Annotated in this window: 2 protein-coding genes; both read right to left on the reverse strand. The window is 31.6% G+C overall.

The window, feature by feature from the left end; genetic code table 11:
• Positions 1-700, reverse strand: a 700-nt coding sequence (locus FTV42_RS17215; protein WP_180039282.1) for a hypothetical protein, incomplete at its 3' end; no start/stop codon positions are given.
• 16 nt (positions 701-716) lie between these two features.
• On the reverse strand, positions 717-983 hold the full coding sequence (locus FTV42_RS17220) for a hypothetical protein (protein WP_227509390.1): 267 nt from the start codon (positions 981-983) through the stop codon (positions 717-719).
• Between the last annotated feature and the right edge of the window lie 156 nt (positions 984-1,139).

Genomic DNA, 1,139 nt, shown 5'->3' on the forward strand with positions numbered 1-1,139 from the left:
CAATATTGTGAAACTGGGTATCTGTTCTGACACACATATCTAATCTTAGATATTTTTCATTTTGCATAGGAAAATTAAAAGGGATAGACCAAGGCTTTAAATTTGCGGGACAGTCTTTATATTCAACGTCTCCTATAAATTTCTTTTCTACACAGTCATAAACCTTAATGATTCCCCACTTGAGGATACTCAATACCCACAACATATGCCCCATATATGTTTGGTAATTATCACAAATCAAAAGACCATATTTCTTAGTTAAGTGTTTATATACAAATGAACTAATGCCGCTCTCTTGATAATCTGGAACAACATAAGCTCCTTTTATTTGTTTACCAACTTTTACTTCCTCAGCATGGACTTCAAAATCTTTAAACGCATAACGTCCTATTAATATTTCATCTTCGATATCAAATGCTTTTAATGCTTCGTTAGCAGCTTCATATGGATCTTGAAAATCTTCAGCGACAGCACATACCCCATCCAATGCCATTTCATTAAAATGGCAATAAGATACTTCTATACAACCGCTATATTCACTCCCAGCTTGAGCCTTATATTCTTGAATTTTAAAAATAGCTGCTTCTCTAGGATTAAAGAAAAAACTAATTTCTAATGTTTCATCATAATTAAAGCAGAAAGGTCTTGTATGAAGAGGCTTATTATAATCCTCCTCAGGTAAGATATGAGGTGGGGACACAGCTATCCTTAAGTTTTTATGAGATTAATAAAGAATTCGTATTAATGATAGCATTAATTTTTTCTTCTAAAACCTTCTCATAAGAAGCTAATTCTGGATACTGTTTAGATGCTTTGATATTAAATCTTAGCCGGCTATTTCGTTCCTGAATTTCAGCAACAACTTTTACGTCTTCCCAATCTTTCTTTTGATTGATGACGTTTTTAAAAATTAAAATGTAATGATTATTTCTTTCTCTACGAGAAAGTTTACGTAATTCAAAATCTTCTTTAATTTCAGGCATAGTAAATCTCTGAACTAAGTCAGTACTATTTTTAAGCGTTTGAACAGTTCTAGTGAACATTTCGAGCCCTAAATACCTAAGAAAATTAAATTAAGTTAACTTTTATTATTAGAGGTTATAAGACAAGTATGTCACTATCAACTACGACAATTTTGG

It is taken from the genome of Acinetobacter sp. YH16052, assembly GCF_013417155.1.
GTDB lineage: Bacteria > Pseudomonadota > Gammaproteobacteria > Pseudomonadales > Moraxellaceae > Acinetobacter.

Coding starts and splice junctions, on each gene's coding strand:
- FTV42_RS17220 (WP_227509390.1), bottom strand. CDS start 983: ATGCCTGAAATTAAAGAAGATTTTGAATTACGTAAACTTTCTCGTAGA.